Source organism: Streptomyces oryzae (assembly GCF_017676365.1).
In the GTDB taxonomy this organism is placed as follows: domain Bacteria; phylum Actinomycetota; class Actinomycetes; order Streptomycetales; family Streptomycetaceae; genus Streptomyces; species Streptomyces oryzae.
On sequence record NZ_JADKMA010000188.1, the window covers coordinates 1 to 15,319 of the forward strand.

Consider the following 15,319-nt stretch of genomic DNA (forward strand, 5'->3'; position numbering starts at 1 on the left):
GGGTCCGGGGGCGGGGCGGTTGCGCGAGCGCGGTCAGCCGAGCGCGGTCAGCGTCGCGTACTGCTCGTCGGTGAGCGTGAGTTCAGCGGCGCCCGCGTTCTCCTCCAGATGCGTCAGCGACGAGGTGCCCGGAATGGGGATCACCACCGGCGAGCGGTGCAGCAGCCACGTCAGGGAGATCTGCGCCGCGGTCGCGCCCAGTTCGGCGGCGACGGTGGCGAGCGCGCCGCCGGCCTGCGAGAGCTGCCCGCTGGCGATCGGCAGCCACGGGATGAAGGCGATGTCCTCCCGGGTGCAGTACTCCAGCACGTCGTCGTGCTTGCGCTCGGTGAGGTTGTAGAGGTTCTGCACGGACGCCACCTCGATGCTGCGCCGGGCACGCTCCAGCTGCTCCACGGTGACCTCGGAGAGGCCGATGTGCCGGATCTTGCCCTCCTGCTGAAGCTGCGCGAGAGCGCCGAACTGCTCCTCCTCGGGCACCTGCGGGTCGATCCGGTGCAGCTGGAAGAGGTCGATCCGCTCCAGCCGCAGCCGGCGCAGGCTCAGCTCGCACTGCTGGCGCAGATATTCCGGCCGCCCCAGCGGCTTCCACTCGCGCGCCGAGGGCCTGCTCTGGCCGGCCTTGGTGCCGATCACCAGCCCCTCCGGGTACGGGTGCAGCGCCTCGGCCAGCTGCTCCTCGTTGGTGCCGGGGCCGTAGGCGTCGGCCGTGTCGATGAAGGTGACGCCCAGCTCGACCGCGCGCTGCGCCACCTTCAGCGCGCCGGCCGGGTCGGCGGGCAGCCCCCAGTCGCCCGGTCCCGTCAGCCGCATGGCGCCGAACCCGAGCCGGCCGACGGTCAGCTCGCCGCCGATGGCGAAGGTGCGGGGGTTGCTGGAGGTGGTCATGGTGTCTCTCCGTTCCTGTGCGTCTGTGACATGCGTGGCGTAGGTGCCCCTGGGGCACGCTCGGTCGTCAGCAGCAGCTTTCCGGTGGTGGTCCGGCTCTCCAGGGCGCGGTGTGCCTCGGCGGCGCGCTCCAGCGGATAGCTGCCGACGGGATGGACGGGGCAGCGCCCTTCGACGGCGTGCCGGAAGACTGCCTCGGCCCGGGCGGTCAGCTGTTTCGTCGTACGGATGTGGTGGTCGAGGTTGGGACGGGTGAGGAAGACGGACCCCGCGGCATTGAGGCGCTGCGGGTCCACGGGCGCCACCGCGCCTCCGGCCTGGCCGAACAGGGCGAGCGTGCCGCAGGGCCGCAGCACGGAAAGGCTGGTGTCGAACGTGGGCGCGCCTACTCCGTCGTAGACCGCTGCCACCCCCTCCCCGTCGGTCAATTCCCGGATGGCGGCGGCGAGTTCCCCGTCCACGCCGCCACTGCCCTCGCCCCGCCCGCCGTACCGCAGCACCTGCCAGGCGCCCGCGGCCCTGGCCGTCCGCTCCTTGGCGGCGGACGACACCGTACCGATGACGCGTCCGCCGCACAGCTGGACAAACCGGGTCAGAAGCAGCCCCATGCCGCCGGCCGCCGCATGGACCAGCACCGTGTCACCCGGCCGCACCGGGTAGGTGTCGTGCGTCAGATAGTGCGCCGTCATCCCCTGGAGCAGCACGGCCGCCGCGTCCTGCGAGGTGAGGCCGTCGGGCACGCGCACCACGCGGTGTGCGGGCACCACCGCCTGTTCCGCGTAGCCGCCGGGCTGGTTCGCCCAGGCCACCCGCTCCCCGGCCCGGGGCCCCTCCCCGGTGCCCTCGCCGACGGCCAGCACCGTGCCCGCCGTCTCGACCCCCGGCACCAGGGGCAGTCCGCCGGGGTAGACGCCCGAACGCCGGTAGACGTCGATGAAGTTGACGCCCGCGGCCTCCACGGCGACCAGCAGCTCACCGGGGCCCGGACGCGGATCCGGCACCTCGGTCACCCTCAGCACCTCAGGTCCGCCGTGCTCCCGGACCAGCACTGCCCTCATCCCGGTTTCACCTCCGTCAGCCACGGCGAGTCGCCCTCAACCCCGCGCACCAGCCGCCGGTACGCCTCCAGCAGCCGCCGCGCCACGGGACCGGCGGCCCCTGCCCCGGTTTCTGCCGCTGCTGCTTCTTCTGCCGCCGGGTGTGCGCCGGGTACGCCGACCGGCAACCCGTCGATCGCGGTCACTGGGAGGATTTCCCAGGCGGTCCCCATGAAGAAGATCTCGTCGGCCAGATACAGCTCGCTGCGGTCCACCTCCCGCTCCTCCACCGGGATGCCGAGCCCCCTGGCGAGAGCGAGCACCGTGTCCCGGGTGATGCCGGGCAGCACCCCGCTGCTGAGCGCCGGAGTCACCAGCCTGCCGTCCCGTACGAGCGAGACGCAGGCGCCGGCGCTCTCGGCGACCTGGCCCCGCTCGTTGAGCATGACCGGCCAGTCGTGCCCGTTCTGGCGGGCCTCCATCAGCGCCAGCCTGCCGTTGTGGTAGTTGGAGAACGCCTTCGCCCGCGGCGGCATCGCCGCCTCACCGATCCGCCGCCACGAGCTGACCGCAGCCCGGCAGCCGGGCACCGTCTCCAGCGAGCTGTCGAACGTCCAGGAGTCCACCACCACCTCGCACCGGGCGCCCGCCGGAAGCATCAGCTCGCGCACGATGCCCTCCGGATACGCCCAGGGGCGCAGATACGCGTCCTGCCGGAAGCCGTTGGCCACCAGCAGCTCCAGCGCCGCCTCCCGCAGGCGGCCGGTGTCGTAGGGGAGGGTGAGCCGGCACAGCCGCGCCGACTCGGCGAACCTGCGCAGATGGTCCTCGAGCCGGAAGACCAGCAGCCGCTCCCCGTCGGCGGCGAGATACGCCTTGATGCCCTCGAAGACGGCGGCCACCGAGGCGTGGCCGACCGCGTTGACGTGCACCCGCGCCTCCTCCCAGCGCACCAGCGCACCCGAGTGCCACAGCCACTCGGGGTGCGCGGCCTCGGGGCTGGCCAGCGCGCCCATGCCCCTGGTCGTGCTGCTTGCGCTGCTCGTGCTTCTTGCGCGGCTCGTGCTGCTCATACGGCGAACCCTTCGCTGGTCTCGGGCCGGACGCGATCGTGCCTGCCGCCGCCGTACGGAGCCGTCAGCCGGAAGTCGGCGAGGGTGTCCAGCACGGCGTCGGCCTCCGAGAGGTCAGCGGGGCCGCCTGCCGCGTTGTCCACCGCCACGCACCACACGCCGGCCGCCCGCGCAGCCCGCACCCCCACCGGCGAGTCCTCGAACGCCACGGCCTCGCCCGCTCCCCGCCCCAGCCGGCGCAGCGCCAGCAGATACGGCTCGGGGTGCGGCTTGGGGCGTCGCACCTGGTCGCCGGTCACCAGCAGCGCGAACAGCTCGCGCACCCCGAGCCGTTCCAGGTGCCCGGCGACCCAGGAGGCCGGGCCGCTGGAGACCACGGCGGCCGGTACGCCCGCCCGCGCGGCCTCCTGCAGCAGCTCGAAGGCGCCGGGCCGCAGCGGCTCACGGGAGCACAACTGGCGCTTGCGCCACCGCCTGCGCGCCAGCAGCTCCTCGGCGTGTGCGGCGTCGCCCTCGCCGCCGTCCCCGCCCACCAGGCGGCGGACGGCCAGCAGCTCGCCGTCCTCCCGGCCGACCATCTCCCGCCAGGTGCTCGCCGGGAACGCGCGCCCGTGCTCCGCGTACAGCTCGCACCACGCCCGGTGGCCGGCGGCCTCCGTGTCGCAGAGCAGCCCGTCGAAGTCGAACAGCAGCGCCCCCGGCAGCCGTTCGCCACCCGGCGACCGCTCCCGTGCCCCGTCCGGTGCCTGGACCGGCGCCCCGTCCTGCGTCCCGCCCACGGCGCTCACCTCCCCGCCACGGCCGGCTCGGGGGCCGGCACCGGGCCCAGCACCGTGTCCGTGTACGGGCCGGTGAACATCCCGCCCGGGTCGAGCCGGGAGCGCACCCGCTGGAACTCCTCCCAGCGCGGGTAGCGCGGCGCCAGCACCTCGGCGGTCGCGGTGTGGGCCTTGCCCCAGTGCGGCCGGGCCCCGAAGGCGCGCAGCACCGGCTCGGCGGCCCGCAGTATCTCCACCTGCCCGGCGGCGCGCGGCACCGTGAGATTGACGTACCCGGTCTGCCGCCCGTACGCCGGGGAGAGCGCGACGTCGTCGGCGGCGCCGACCCGCACCAGCACCGAGTACGGCGAGTAGACCCCCAGCTGGCGCAGCACGGTCCGCAGTTCGCGCAGCGCCTCCGGGGTGCGCTCCAGCGGCAGCGCGTGCTCCATCGCCAGGAACCGCACCGGCTGCACGAAGGTGAAGACGCGGTGGCCGGCGTCCACGTACGGGCCGTCCGGCCACAGGCCGCCCAGCCGCGCGGTGAGCCGGGGCACGGCCTCCGCACCGGCCAGCCGCGCCACCTGGCCGGTCAGCCCGCACCGCACCTCGTCCAGCGTCGCCGTCAGCCGGCGCAGTCCGGCTCCGGGCGTGGCGGCCTCGCAGGTCCGGTCGACGGAGCGGACGGTGACCTGGTCCGACCAGGGCAGCCAGTTGAGGCTGGGGTGCTCACTGCCGGCCGCCCAGTCCCCGAACCGCTCCAGCAGCGCGTCCAGCCGCTCGGACGCCAGCTGCATCCGCAGCCGGAACTGCGGTACGCAGCGCAGCGTGACCGTGCTCAGGATGCCCAGCGTGCCCAGGCCGCAGCGCACGGCGCCCCACAGCCCCGGCTCCGCCTCGTCCTGCGGCCCCACGGTGCGCACGCTGCCGTCGGCCGTCACCAGCCGCACCCGCGTCACACCGCCGGAGAGTGCCGTGTGCCGCAGCCCGGTGCCGTGGTTGCCGGTCGACAGCGCGCCGGCGACGGTCTGTTCGGCCAGGGTGCCGATGTTGGGCAGCGCCATGCCGCGCCGGTGCAGTGCCGCGCACAGCTCCGTGAACCGGGTGCCGGCGCGGACCGTCACCTCGCCAGCGGCGGTGTCCAGCGCGACGATGCCGGTGTACCCGGTCAGGTCGACCAGCACCCCGGAGGTGGGCACCAGCCTGTTGAACGAGTGCCCGGTGCCTGCGGCCCGTACGGACAGCCCGTCACGTGCCGCTTTCCGTACCGCCCTGACGATCTCCTCCTCGCCGGTGGGCCGCACCGTGCGCGCGGGTGCGCAGCCCACCGTGCCGGCCCAGGTGCGCCATCTGGATTCCCGCACCGTCGTCACCTCCGCTCCGCCGTCACGGTCGTCTTCCCTGCCGCCCGCGCGCGCCCGTGGCTTCGGCCGCGTCGAGCGTGCGGCAGTACCGCTGCAGCGCGTCCCGCCAGTGCGGCAGCCGCACTCCCAGTCCGGCGAGCCGTCCCGTCGCCAGCGTGGAGTCGCGCGGGCGCTCCCCGGCGAAGCCCGCCTCGGCCGTGCTCAGCGGCTTGGGCTCGGGCATGTCCGGATACAGCTCGCGCAGCGCCAGCGCGACCTCGTACCAGCTGGCCGTGCCCTCGTTGGCGATGTGCAGGGTGCCGCTGACCGGCTCCGGCGCCGCCAGCAGCCGCACCAGCGCTTCGGCCAGATCGGCCGTGCAGGTGGGCCGGCTGTACTGGTCGGCGATGTGTGCGGCCGGCTCCCCGCGCCGCGCCTTGACCAGCGCAGCCAGTACGTTGTCGACGCCCGGGTTGTCGCCGCCGAACAGCCAGGAGGTGCGTACGCTCAGCCCGGCGGCGCCGAGCAGGGCGCACTGCCGCTCGCCGGCCAGCTTCGTCAGCCCGTAGACGTTCAGCGGGCAGGGCACGTCCTCCTCGCGGTAGCCCCCGGACGGCACGTGGGCGCCGTCGAAGACGTAGTCGCTGGAGAGATGGACGAGCCGCGCCCCGGTGCGGCGGCACGCCGCCACGACGTTCCGCACCCCGGCGACATTGACGCGCAGCGCCAGCGCGGGCTCCCGCTCGCAGTCGTCGACGATGGCGTGCGCGGCCGTGTGCACGACCACGTGGGGGCGGAAGGCGGCCACGGAACGGTCCACGGCATCCGCGTCCGCGATGTCGAAGTCCGCCTTCGACACCCCGTGCACCAGCCACCGGTCGCCGCCCTGGGCGAGGGCCTCGCGCAGCGCGGTACCCAGCAGTCCGTCCGCGCCGGTCACATACACCCGCGTCGGCCCCGTTGCCGTCGCCGCCGTCTCAGTCCCCATCACAGGTGGCCGAACTCTTCGAGCAGCGCGGTCACCGTGGCACCGGAGGCGATCTTCTCGCGGATGGTGCGCTCCTTGCCGATGCCCAGCCGGGTGCTTTCGAGGACGTCGTCGGCCTCGTCCTGCGGTACGACGGCGATGCCGTTCTCGTCCGCGACGAGCAGATCGCCCGGGTTGACGACCTGGCCCTGCACCACGACCGGCACGTTCACCTGCACCGGCTCGGTACGGTCGTGCACCGCCGTCGGAGAGGGGCGGGGGACGGTCGAGCGGTACCACAGCGGGAAGTCCAGGTCGCGGATCTCGTCCACGTCGCGCACCGCGCCGTCGACCACCCCGGCCGTGATGCCCGCCTTGAGGGACAGCGTCGACATCAGCCCGCCCCACATCGCGGTCAGCGGCGTGCCGTGGCAGGCGACGACGACGATGTCACCGGGCTCCGCACGGGCCAGCACCGGCATGCAGTCGACGAGGTCGTCGATGGACAGATCGACGGTCAGCGCGGGCCCGACGACCTTGTGCTCGGGCCGCACGGTGTGGAAGCCGCCGATGGCGCCGACGCGCTTGCGGGCGTCGGTGACCAGACAGCTGGGGCTGTACTCCTTCAGCACCTCGCGGAACGCCTCGACGGTCTCGCGGGGCGGGCGGACGAGGTCGTTGTAGACGGTCTGCACAGCAGCCTGCCTCTCCTCGGTTCGAGTACAAGTGGCGAGTAGCGAATAGGAAGCACGTGACCGGGTCGTGCCGGCCGGCTCACGGGCGCAGCGCCGCCGCCAGTGAGGCCGCGTCCATCCCGTGCGCCGCGAGGGTCTCCGCCTCGGTGCCGCAGCCGGGCAGCCGCGTCAGGCCGAGACCGCGGAAGGCCGGCGGCGCGGCCGGGCCCAGCTCCAGCAGGGCGCGGGCGACGGTGTCCGCCTGGCCGCCATGGGTGTAGTGGTGCTCGACGACGGTCAGCGCCTGTGCGCCGCGGGCCAGCCCCGCCAGCCAGTTGCGGTCCACCCGGTTGAGCCAGGGCAGGTTCACCACCGTCAGCTCGACGCCGTCCGCGGCCAGCAGCTCCGCCGCGCCCATCAGCTGCTCCAGGACCACCGGGCCCGCGCCGATCGCGATCAGCGGCCCGCCCTGCCGTACCGTCGTGCCCCGGCCGGTCGCCGGGTCCTCCCCTGCGGGCAGGGCGTCGGCCACGGCACGTACGGGGGCGCTGGACAGCCGGAGGTAGACCGACTCCTCGGCCGTCCCGGCGTACCGCACCAGGGCCCGGGTCTGTGCCGCGTTCGCCGGCTCGGCCACCACCAGCCCGGGGATCGCGCCGAGCGCGCTGATATCGCGTACGGCCTGGTGCGAGTGGCCGGGTGCCGCCGGTACGAGCCCGGCCAGCGAGCCCGCGTAGACGATCCGGCGGCCCTCGGTCGCATTGTTGTAGATCTGCTCGTTGGGACGGGCGTGCAGAAAGCAGGAGAACGAGTGCACGAACGGCAGCCGCCCGCCCGCCGCCAGTCCGCCGGCGGCCGAGACCATGTCCTGCTCGGCGATGCCGAACTCGAAGAACCGGTCGGGGAACTCCTCCCAGAAGGGGATCAGCCCGGTGTCCAGCACCAGATCGGCGTCGAGAGCGACCACCCGCGCGTCCTGGCGGGCCAGCTCGACCAGCGCGGCGCCGTAGACCGGGGGCAGTTTGTACGGCTCGTACGGCCCGTCCTGCTCATCCGGCGCGCCCTGCTCATCCGGCTCGTCCAGCGCGTCCAGCGCGTCCGGCGCGGGCCGCGACCGCACCGGGGCCACGCCGTGCCGCTCCAGCAATTCGCCTGCCGAGGCCCACAGTTCGGCGTACGCGGCCGCACAGTCGTCCGGCGAGGGCGCCCCGCTGTGGTAGCGGTAGCGCCATTCCCCTTCGCGCATCGAGGTGGTCGCGGCGAACGTGCCGCACCCGGCGCCCTTGACCGTGTCGGCGACGAGCACGGCCGGCCCGTCGGGGAACGCGGCGGCGCGCTTGGCGAAGGCGGCTTCCAGCGCCTGCGGATCGTTGCCGTCGCAGCGGACGACACCCCACCCGAAGGAGCGGAACTTCGCCTCCAGATCGCCCAGATCGCTGACGTCGGCCACCCAGGTGTCGGACTGGATCTTGTTGTGGTCCACGACGACGGTCAGCTCCCGCATCCCGTGCCGTACGGCACCCGCGAGCGCCTCCCAGTTCTGGCCCTCCTGGAGCTCACCGTCGCCGGTCAGCACATGGACCCTGCGGGCGCGCCCCGCCAGCCGGTCGGCCAGGATCAGGCCCTTGGCCTTGGAGATGCCCATGCCGAGCGAGCCGGTGTTGAACGGCATGTTCGGGGTGCGCACGTCCGGGTGGCCGGGCAGCCCGTCGAGCCGCCGCAGCCGGTGGATCAGCGCTTCGTCCAGCAGAGCGAGCCCGGCCAGCAGGGCGTAGAGGCCGGGCACGTCGTGCCCCTTGGACGAGAAGTAGACGTCCCCGTCGGCCGTGCCCGGGTCCCGCATCTCGGACAGATACAGATGGGTGACGATGTCGGCGGCGCTGAAGCTGGACCCCAGATGGCCGGAGCCGGCCCGCTCGATCATGTAGAGCGTGTTGATCCGGGCGAGGGTACTGACCGCGGCGGCACGGTCGTAGGGGTCGGCGATCTCCTCCCGTACCCGGGCGAACTCGGAAGCGGGCACCCAGCTCGGGGCACGGCTCGGGGCACGGCTCGGGGCATGACTCATGGCGGACTCCATGCATGTGGGTCGGGGACTCGTCGGGGGCGGCTCACCAGGCGGTGAAGCCGCCGTCCACGTGCAGTTCGCTCCCGGTGATGTAGCGGCTCATGTCGGAGGCGAGGAACAGCAGCGGGCCGACCAGGTCCTCCTCGACGGCCATCCGGTTCATCGGCACCCGCGCGGTGAACTTCTGCTGGAACAGCGGGTCCTGGCCGCCCAGCACACCGCCCGGCGAGAGCGTGTTGACCCGTACGCCGTCCGGGCCCCACAGCGTCGCCAGATAGCGGGTGAGCGAGACGACCCCCGCCTTCGACATGCCGTACGCGGGCGGCTTGAGGAACGGCGGGTCGACGCCGAGGTGCTCGTACAGCGCGGGCTGCGGCGCCACAGAGCCGTACAGCGAGCCGATGTTGACGATCGAGCCGCGGCCCTGCGCCGCCATCTGGGAGCCGAAGACCTGGCAGGCGCGCAGCGTTCCGGCCGCGTTCACATCCAGGACGGCGGCCGACAGCTCGTCGGGGATGTCCTCGAAGTAGTGGCCCCCGGCGCCGGCCGACGGCGGCTGGTCGATGCCGGCGTTGTTGACCAGGACACGGGGCGTGCCCAGCCGCTCGACACAGAAGACGAGCGCTTCGCGCAGCGAGGCCCGGTCGGTGACGTCTCCGTGGTGGAAGAGGAAGGTGCGGGACTCCTGTTCGGCGATGCCGGCGAGTTCCTTGGCCACCTCGTCCGCGGGCTCCAGCCGGTCGAGGCCGAGCACATCGGCCCCCGAGCGCAGCAGCGCGGCCGTCCACACCCGGCCGAGCCGGCCACTGACCCCGGTGACCACCGCGGGCGCTGCACGCAGGCTGCCCAGTAACGGGTCCAGCGGGTCCATCCGCACGCCCGTCACCCGACCGGGTCGGCACTGGGCGGAGCGGCTGCGGCGGGACCACCACCGGCCTCGGCGGCCTCGGTGCGCGGCCGCAGCAGCTCGGGTGCGAACGCCCCGTCGGCGGGCAGCGGCCGGACGAGCACCCGGCCCAGCACCTCGCCGGCCCGGTAGGGCTTCATCCCGTCCCCGGGCGACCGGTAGGCGATATCGGCTGCCGTGACGGTGTGCCCTGCGGCCAGGTCCGAGGCGGCGACCAGCTTCTTGCCCATCTTGCGCACCGCCGGCGCCTCCCGCTCGCTGCACACCTTCACCGGCGAGCCGAGCGTGACCCGGGTGCGCTCCAGCGACGCGGTCAGTTCGGCCAGCAGTGGCGGGTCGAGCGAGAAGTGGTGGTCGCTGCCCGGCCGGGACTGGTCGAGGGTGAAGTGCTTCTCGATGACGCGGGCGCCGACGGTGTAGGCCAGCGAGCTGGCCTCGTTGCCCAGGTCGTGCCCGGAGAAGCCGACGACGACCTCGGGGAACTCCCGGCGGTAGGTCTCGATCACCGACAGGTTCAGATCCTCGGGCGCCGCCGGGTAGACCGCCGTGCACTGCAGCAGCGCCAGCCGGCTGTTGACCGGCAGAATCGTCTCGACCGCGCGCCGCACCTCGTCCATGGTCGCGCCGCCGGTGCTGACGATCAGCGGCTTTCCGGTACCGGCCGCGTAGCGGAGCAGCGGCGTGTTCGTCACATCCGCAGACGCGATCTTGATGGCCGGCATGTCCAGTTCGACGAGGAAATCCACCGACGGAATGTCGAAGGCGGTCGCGAAGAAGTCGATACCCAACTCCTGGGCCACCTTGACCAGATACGCGTACTCGTCGTGGCCGAATTCCAGGAATTCCCGGTGCTCGCCGTAGGTGGCGCCGAAGCTGTTCTTGCCGGTGTACGGCTGGTTGAACATCTCGCGGGTGAACAGGGTCCCGTTGTTCCGCTTCTGCAGCTTCGCGGCCGAGGCCCCCGCCTCGGCCGCCTTCCGGAACAGCTCCTCCGCCTTCCCCAGACTGCCCTCGTGGTTGTGACCGATCTCCGCGATCACATAGGCGGGCGAGTCGTCCGCGATCCGGTGGCCTGCTATGTCGATTTCACGCATGCGCCGTCTTCCTTTCGGAATCCCCACTTACGGCTTATGACTTACGACTTACGAGTTACGGCCTATGACTTACGACTTATGACTTGCGGCTTCCTTACGCCGACGTACGGGACATGACGTCCGCCCCGGACGACGGCATTGCTCGGCGAAATGGAAAACACCACGAGGTGCGAGCAGGACGAGCCTGGCACCGCGAAGTCCGCGCATCCAACAGCGGCGCGCTGTCCTAAAATGACCAGGCAGGTAATGGAGCCTGACACTTGGGGGGATTCGGACATGACATCGCCAAACCCCTGGCATCCACCCGAACTGGACGGACCCTGCTCGGCCGCCTACCGGCACGCGCTGCGTCAGGGCTGGTTCGACGAGAAGGAGATAGCCGCCCTTCTCGACTGCGACCTCGCCGAAGTGCGGCGGATCCGCTCCGCGCTGACCGAGCTGTGCCTGCTGGCCGGCGCGGGGGTGGGGCAGCGGCCCGAGCCCGTCGATCCGGGCATCGCCGAGGCCGTGCTCGCCAACCGCCTCGAGGTCGACATCATCGAGCGGCGCAGCCAGGTCGTCAGGGTCTCCCGCCAGATGCGCGAGCTGTCGGGCATCTGGGCCGAACACCACAAGCGCTCCGGCTCCGATGCGTCGCCCGCCGTACGCCTGGTGGAGGACGCCGAGGCGGTACGCCGCGAACTCGCCCTGGCCGCACGGGAGTGCGAGGAAGAGGTGTTATCGGTCCAGCCGGGCGGCGGACGCAGCACAGCCGCACTCAGCGAGGCGTCCAGCCGGGACGCCCTCATGCTCGAGCGCGGCGTGCAGATGCGAGTGCTCTACCAGCACACCGCCCGCGCCGACCTGGCAACGCGGGCCTACGTACGGCACATCACCGAGCTCGGCGGACAAGTGCGTACCACCGCCGAGATACACGAGCGAATGATCATATTCGACGCCCGGGTGGCCTTCGTCCCGCAGAGCAGAACGGGCCGTAAGGCCCCCGGCGCCGCCATCGTGACCGACCCCACCGTCGTCGACTATCTGTGGCGCACCCACCACAAGTCCTGGCTGTCGGCGCACCCCTTCGACACCGCCGAGGAGAGCGACGACCACGGGACCACGGAAGAGCTGAAACAGACGATCCTGCGCCTGATGGCCACCGGCCTCAAGGACGACGTCATCGCCAGGAGACTCGGCGTCGCCACCCGCACCTGCCGCCGCTACATGGCGGCCATCATGGAGGAACTGGGCGCCACCAGCCGCTTCATGGCCGGTGTCAAGGCCGTGGAGCTCGGTCTTGTCCAGTCGGTTCCCCCGCTCTCCGAACGGCAGCAGGGGCAGGGGCCGCCGCCACAGCACGACGGGCCACGGGGCTCGTGAGCCGGCCGTGACCCGTCAAATGCGGAGCGCTATAGGCGCTCCCGTACTTACGTACCTACGTACTCACTTACTCTCTTGCTACGACGTAGCCGGAGGGCTCAGTCCCAGCCGGTGTCGTCACCCCCCGAGGCGCTGCCCAGTGCTGCCCCACCAAGCCCCGCGGCGGCGCCATGGGTGAGAGAACGATCAATCATGCTACTTCCCCCGAATGAGTATGAAAGACGCTCGTGCACGATTTCATGCACCTGTCGGCGCTATTCCCGACAAGCGCCGATCCTGCCACCAATCCCCCCACCGCCGCCCCCCGATCCCCTGACCGGAACCGGCCGGGCCAAAAGTGGTCGCTTCGCTGGCGGATTCCGGCCGTGCCGGGCAACTGCTGGGTGGCGGTGGTGCGCTGGTCCGGCTGTGGCTGAACGTGGCCCGGCCGACGGCGATGTGCCCGGTCCCACCTCTCATGCGTGTACGCCCGTGATCTGCGCGCGGTGCGGTTCATCGGTCCGTCTCGTAGACCGTGACCGGTATGCCACGCCGGACCAGGCGCTCCTCCACCAGCGGCCGGATGCGCTCCCAACGGCCTCCGGCCAGCCCACAGCCGATCCGGGGCATGTGCACGGTGGCGCCAAGCTCCCGGGCTCTGGTGCCCACTGCGCCGAGCGCGGTGTCGATGGCCTCGTAGCGCACCGGCGAGCCCTTGCTGCCGGTGCGGATGCCGCGCTGGCCGACCATGTTGGCCACCCACACGTAGCGCTCGACCTGGACGAACTGGACGGCGCCGAGCCCGAAGTCGTTGTGCGCCCGCTCCCGGTGCCAGCGCCGGTAGGCGGCCTCGGGTTCCCGCCAGCGGCGGGAGAGCGCGAGGACGAAACCCTTCCCCCAGCCGCCCAGGTCATTGCATACGTGCGCGATGACCTTCACGCCCTTGCCCTGCGGTGACGTCGCGTCCCCTCGCACGATCTCCAGCTGCGCCATGCACCGGACAGTAGTGCGCTGCACTGACAACGGCCGGTCGGTCCGTCGTGGGCTTTCGTGCTCCTCACGTGGTCTCGATCTTGTCGACCTGGGCCTTGATGAGGTTCGGGGGGATGGTGTTGTCTCCGGGACGGTAGGACCCGTAACGGGAGAAGGTGACGACGAGGTTCCCTACCCGGACGTGCACGAAGAGTTCGGGGGACTCGTGACGGTCTTTGGCGTAGGAGATCACGCGCAGGTAGTAGGAGAGGGCCTCGTCACCCTCCTTTGGGGCGGCCTTCCTTTTCACACCCTGGTATGGATCGCTGTCCTTGGACGTCTCTCCCGCGCGAAACGGCGAGGTGCATGCTGCCGGGGAAGATCTCAGCTTGCTCATCACGGCGGACGCGTCCTTCACCGAGGGGTAGGACACCAGCACCACACTGACGAAGTCCTCAGGCGTCTTCACGAAACGCCGGCTCGCCCGGGCACCGGCCCGGTCCGCACTCCAGGGGCGGATAGCGTCCGCAAGCGGCTGACACTCCGGCTTCGATGCCTTCAGGCTCTTGCCGCTGGTGGTCGTGGGCCAGACCTGGCGGTACTCCTCTTTGAGGTCCCCGGAAAGATCGATCCGGGACAACAGCAACTTCTTCAACTGCGCCCGCGGCAGCGGTGCTGTGTGCCGCACGCGCTTCTCGCCCTTGGCCGACGCTGCCGGGCCATCTCCCGACGTGCAGGCCCCCAGCAGGATCATCAGCGCTCCCGCCCCCGCGAAAGCCGCTGTGCTGCGCGCCGAACCTCTCACCAGCCCCCCTCTGACAAGAACCTGACCAGGCAGCGTAGATCACAGAGGAAGGAGCCGTTGTCGCGGGTGGTCAGTGGTCCTGGACCAGCTACTGAAGCGACTCACCCCCCACCAGGCCCGCACCCCAGCCTGTGCCGGATGTGATCCGGCTGGGCCGCACCGGTCTCGATGCGGTTCTCATCGAGGCCGTTGGCGATCCGCAGACGGTCCCCAGCGAAGACGAACTCCAGCGCCACCGTTCCGGCGGCCAGGTCACGGCCCGCCGGCCGCCATTCGAGGAGGGTGACCTCGCGCAGCTCCTGGTCGATGAACGGCTCGAGGCGCTCATCGCTGTGAGACCACTGCGGCGTGAGCTCGAACCACTCCCACCCGGTGACAGTCGCCGTGGTGTCGATCGTGCCCCAGCCGATCGAGAGTTCGTCGAACTTCGAGTGGCAAACCTCCATCTGGATGCCGTCGAAGTCCAGCACCACCGGGCAGTCAGCGAACCAGTCTCCGTCCTCGGCAAAGCGCACCAGGGCGAACCGGGTCAGCCGCCTGCCCGTGAGCTTCGCCAGGCGTGATCCGTGTGCCCGCCGAATCGCCTCAACCCCGGTCAGGAAGAACGGCTTGAAACCCGAGATCCCCATGTCCACAGCACCTGAGTCTCCCGGCCTTCACCCCCACAGGCCACCGCCTGTTGTGGAAGCCGACGGCCACGGGATTGCCGGACCGCCATACCGGGCGGGGGAGACGCGTCCCAACAGGCAGCAGAGCGATGTTGCCGTCAAGGTGACCCGGCCTGATTCCGCGGGGGATGTGAAGGGCCGCATCCGTGGCTGGTGACGGCCGATGTGCCCGGGCCGTCACTTGTTGAGGCGGTGACGGCGCACGGGCGGCTGCCGGTGTCCACGGTGCTGTTCCTGGTCGCCGGGATCGCGGAGGCCCTCCAGGTCATTCACAAGGCGGGCATCGTCCACCGGGATCTGAAGCCTTCCAATGTGCTGCTGGCGGAGGACGGGCCGCGTGTCATCGACTTCGGTATCGCCCGTGCCGCTGATGCCACCTCGCTCACCAGCAGCGGGGTGACCATCGGTACGCCGTCGTTCATGGCGCCCGGGCAGGCCGAGGGGCAGTGGGTGAGCGGGGCCACGGACATCTTCGCGCTGGGTCAGATCGCGGCGTACGCGGCGCTGGGCACGCCGGCGTTCGGTGAGGGCACCTCGCACGGGGTGCTGTACCGCATCGTCCACGCCGAGCCCGCGCTGGCACTCTGGCCAAGAAGCCGGAGGACCGGCCGGAGCTCGATGAGATTCTGCGGATGTGCCAGACGGCCTCCGGCGACACCCAGCTGCGGCGGCCCGGCGACTGGCTGCCGTCCGCCGTCGCCACGGACACCACCCACCGTACGGC

Annotated in this window: 14 protein-coding genes and 1 pseudogene; 2 read left to right on the forward strand and 13 right to left on the reverse strand. The window is 71.7% G+C overall.

The genetic code is table 11. The features are described from left to right. Positions 1-33: 33 nt before the first annotated feature. From ITI46_RS27650 to ITI46_RS27695, 10 genes are all read right to left on the reverse strand, one after another. Entirely contained in the window at positions 34-888 is an 855-nt protein-coding gene (locus ITI46_RS27650; protein WP_209242636.1) for an aldo/keto reductase, read from the reverse strand. Beyond that, entirely contained in the window at positions 885-1,946 is a 1,062-nt protein-coding gene (locus ITI46_RS27655; protein ID WP_209242637.1) for a quinone oxidoreductase family protein, read from the reverse strand. Before ITI46_RS27655 ends, ITI46_RS27650 begins: the two co-directional genes overlap by 4 nt. Then, the gene (locus ITI46_RS27660; protein WP_247746682.1) at positions 1,943-2,998 is read right to left on the reverse strand and encodes an aminotransferase class IV; all 1,056 of its coding nucleotides are present in this window, start codon (positions 2,996-2,998) and stop codon (positions 1,943-1,945) included. The genes ITI46_RS27655 and ITI46_RS27660 overlap by 4 nt, the downstream gene beginning before the upstream one ends. Continuing rightward, positions 2,995-3,777: an HAD family hydrolase gene (locus ITI46_RS27665; RefSeq protein WP_307808347.1), complete on the reverse strand. Its 783-nt coding sequence runs from the start codon at positions 3,775-3,777 to the stop codon at positions 2,995-2,997. Before ITI46_RS27665 ends, ITI46_RS27660 begins: the two co-directional genes overlap by 4 nt. A gap of 5 nt (positions 3,778-3,782) precedes the next feature. Continuing rightward, positions 3,783-5,120 carry a D-arabinono-1,4-lactone oxidase gene (locus tag ITI46_RS27670; protein ID WP_209242638.1) on the reverse strand — a complete coding sequence of 446 codons (1,338 nt, stop codon included), beginning with the start codon at positions 5,118-5,120 and terminating at the stop codon, positions 3,783-3,785. Between the two features lie 22 nt (positions 5,121-5,142). Then, complete coding sequence (gene rfbD, locus ITI46_RS27675; protein ID WP_209242639.1) at positions 5,143-6,087, reverse strand: dTDP-4-dehydrorhamnose reductase; 945 nt, start codon at positions 6,085-6,087, stop codon at positions 5,143-5,145. Continuing rightward, entirely contained in the window at positions 6,087-6,761 is a 675-nt protein-coding gene (locus ITI46_RS27680) for an RraA family protein (RefSeq protein ID WP_209242640.1), read from the reverse strand. The genes rfbD and ITI46_RS27680 overlap by 1 nt, the downstream gene beginning before the upstream one ends. Positions 6,762-6,840: 79 nt before the next feature. Continuing rightward, a complete protein-coding gene (locus ITI46_RS27685) occupies positions 6,841-8,808 on the reverse strand; it encodes a thiamine pyrophosphate-binding protein (RefSeq protein ID WP_209242641.1) in 1,968 nt (655 codons plus the stop codon). Between the two features lie 43 nt (positions 8,809-8,851). Beyond that, positions 8,852-9,679 carry an SDR family oxidoreductase gene (locus tag ITI46_RS27690; protein ID WP_209242649.1) on the reverse strand — a complete coding sequence of 276 codons (828 nt, stop codon included), beginning with the start codon at positions 9,677-9,679 and terminating at the stop codon, positions 8,852-8,854. Between the two features lie 11 nt (positions 9,680-9,690). Beyond that, positions 9,691-10,809: an N-acetylneuraminate synthase family protein gene (locus tag ITI46_RS27695; protein ID WP_209242642.1), complete on the reverse strand. Its 1,119-nt coding sequence runs from the start codon at positions 10,807-10,809 to the stop codon at positions 9,691-9,693. Between the two features lie 276 nt (positions 10,810-11,085). On the opposite strand from ITI46_RS27695, the gene ITI46_RS27700 reads away from it, so the two are divergent. Beyond that, the gene (locus ITI46_RS27700) at positions 11,086-12,171 is read left to right on the forward strand and encodes a helix-turn-helix transcriptional regulator (RefSeq protein WP_209242643.1); all 1,086 of its coding nucleotides are present in this window, start codon (positions 11,086-11,088) and stop codon (positions 12,169-12,171) included. Between the two features lie 492 nt (positions 12,172-12,663). Here the strand turns inward: ITI46_RS27700 and ITI46_RS27705 are convergent, their stop codons facing one another. The 3 genes from ITI46_RS27705 to ITI46_RS27715 all read right to left on the reverse strand — a co-directional run bounded on the left by ITI46_RS27705 (position 12,664) and on the right by ITI46_RS27715 (position 14,556). Continuing rightward, positions 12,664-13,143: a macro domain-containing protein gene (locus ITI46_RS27705; RefSeq protein WP_209242644.1), complete on the reverse strand. Its 480-nt coding sequence runs from the start codon at positions 13,141-13,143 to the stop codon at positions 12,664-12,666. A gap of 64 nt (positions 13,144-13,207) precedes the next feature. Next, on the reverse strand, positions 13,208-13,876 hold the full coding sequence (locus ITI46_RS27710; protein WP_209242645.1) for a sensor domain-containing protein: 669 nt from the start codon (positions 13,874-13,876) through the stop codon (positions 13,208-13,210). 152 nt (positions 13,877-14,028) lie between these two features. Then, positions 14,029-14,556: a hypothetical protein gene (locus tag ITI46_RS27715; protein ID WP_247746683.1), complete on the reverse strand. Its 528-nt coding sequence runs from the start codon at positions 14,554-14,556 to the stop codon at positions 14,029-14,031. Positions 14,557-14,727: 171 nt separating this feature from the next. Between ITI46_RS27715 and ITI46_RS27720 the strand changes: the two are divergent. Beyond that, positions 14,728-15,319, forward strand: a pseudogene (locus ITI46_RS27720) (serine/threonine-protein kinase); the annotation flags it as partial.

What these genes read in the sequence shown, in the direction of transcription:
- ITI46_RS27650 (WP_209242636.1), bottom strand. Translation starts at nt 888, where the DNA reads ATGACCACCTCCAGCAACCCCCGCACCTTCGCCATCGGCGGCGAGCTG.
- ITI46_RS27655 (WP_209242637.1), bottom strand. Translation starts at nt 1,946, where the DNA reads ATGAGGGCAGTGCTGGTCCGGGAGCACGGCGGACCTGAGGTGCTGAGG.
- ITI46_RS27660 (WP_247746682.1), bottom strand. Translation starts at nt 2,998, where the DNA reads ATGAGCAGCACGAGCCGCGCAAGAAGCACGAGCAGCGCAAGCAGCACG.
- rfbD (WP_209242639.1), bottom strand. Translation starts at nt 6,087, where the DNA reads ATGGGGACTGAGACGGCGGCGACGGCAACGGGGCCGACGCGGGTGTAT.
- ITI46_RS27685 (WP_209242641.1), bottom strand. Translation starts at nt 8,808, where the DNA reads ATGAGTCATGCCCCGAGCCGTGCCCCGAGCCGTGCCCCGAGCTGGGTG.
- ITI46_RS27690 (WP_209242649.1), bottom strand. Translation starts at nt 9,679, where the DNA reads ATGGACCCGCTGGACCCGTTACTGGGCAGCCTGCGTGCAGCGCCCGCG.
- ITI46_RS27695 (WP_209242642.1), bottom strand. Translation starts at nt 10,809, where the DNA reads ATGCGTGAAATCGACATAGCAGGCCACCGGATCGCGGACGACTCGCCC.
- ITI46_RS27700 (WP_209242643.1), top strand. Translation starts at nt 11,086, where the DNA reads ATGACATCGCCAAACCCCTGGCATCCACCCGAACTGGACGGACCCTGC.
- ITI46_RS27705 (WP_209242644.1), bottom strand. Translation starts at nt 13,143, where the DNA reads ATGGCGCAGCTGGAGATCGTGCGAGGGGACGCGACGTCACCGCAGGGC.
- ITI46_RS27710 (WP_209242645.1), bottom strand. Translation starts at nt 13,876, where the DNA reads ATGATCCTGCTGGGGGCCTGCACGTCGGGAGATGGCCCGGCAGCGTCG.
- ITI46_RS27715 (WP_247746683.1), bottom strand. Translation starts at nt 14,556, where the DNA reads ATGGGGATCTCGGGTTTCAAGCCGTTCTTCCTGACCGGGGTTGAGGCG.